At 65.2% G+C, this 1,072-nt stretch carries 2 protein-coding genes; both read left to right on the top strand.

Annotated features, from left to right (window positions below):
* Positions 1-493: hypothetical protein (locus AC5JJ6_RS27550; protein ID WP_496045129.1), on the top strand; the 493-nt coding region annotated here is incomplete at its 5' end.
* Between the two features lie 12 nt (positions 494-505).
* The coding region (locus tag AC5JJ6_RS27545) for a VirB8/TrbF family protein (protein WP_496045128.1) at positions 506-1,072 on the top strand (567 nt) is incomplete at its 3' end.

Below are 1,072 nucleotides of genomic sequence, written 5' to 3'. Positions count from 1 at the left end.
ACAGTCAGTCGCGCTGCTGGTGGTGATGTTCTTTTTCGTGCTGCTGTTCAAATACACCACCGATCTGGCGCGCGAACAGATTTCCGGCATGCCGACGCTGGATTTGCACGACACCGGCCGGCTCGCCGGCCGCGCCGCCGGCACCGCGGCATCCATGATCGGCGGCATTGGCACGGTAGCACTAGGCACACTGGGAGGATCAAGGCTGGTCAGGATGTCCGGCTCGACCGCCGGTAATACCATTGCCAGCCCGCCCGTGACCTTGCCCGGCACCGCCTCGTCGGGCAGGTCCGGCGCTGGCGGAGGGCCTGGAATGGGTGGCGGGCCTGGCATGGCGGGCGCTCCCGCTTCCGCTGTCCGCCTGCTGGCCCGCCCGCCGGTCGATGCCACCTGGACCGAGGCCCGCGATCTGCCGAAGTCGGCCACCCGCCTGCTGGAAGCACAGCGCGCCCTGCCACGGCCCCCACGCCAACTGCCGCCCCCCCGTTCCTGACAGGAGTTTGCGATGTTCGGCATCCGTCGCAATCGCTGGAAAGAAGGCGACGAGTACAAGCGCGCCCGCTGGGCCTACGAGGGCCAGGGCGCCGCGGCCACCAAAGCCGCATGGTTTCTCGGCATCGGCCTCGTCGCCATGACCGGGTTTGCCGCCGTGCAGACTCACGACAAGCACCTGCTCGCCAGTCTGGGCGACCTGAAGTTTGTCACCGTCGAAACGAACCGGCAGACCGGCGATGTGGTCAGCGTCTCGATCACAGACGGCAAGCTGATGGTCGATGAAACCAAACGCCGGCAGTTCGTGCGCTACTGGATCACTCTGTGGCGGGCGGTCCCGGCGGATGCCGTGGTTTATAATTCCAACTACCTGTCCGCCCAGGTCTACATGGCGGATCAGGTTTACGGCCGGATTGCCGAGTACATGTCCGCAAACCCGGTCGACAAATTCATCAGGTCGGGTCATGCCCGGATGATTCGGAACGTTCAGGTGACGCCCAATGGCAACGGCACGCGCTACCGGGTGGACTGGATAGAGGCTGTTTTCCGCAACTCCCAGCTCGTGGGACAGATGCCCATG

The sequence above is a fragment of the Skermanella sp. genome (genome assembly GCF_059503625.1).
This window is presented reverse-complemented; position numbering and strand designations above follow the sequence as displayed.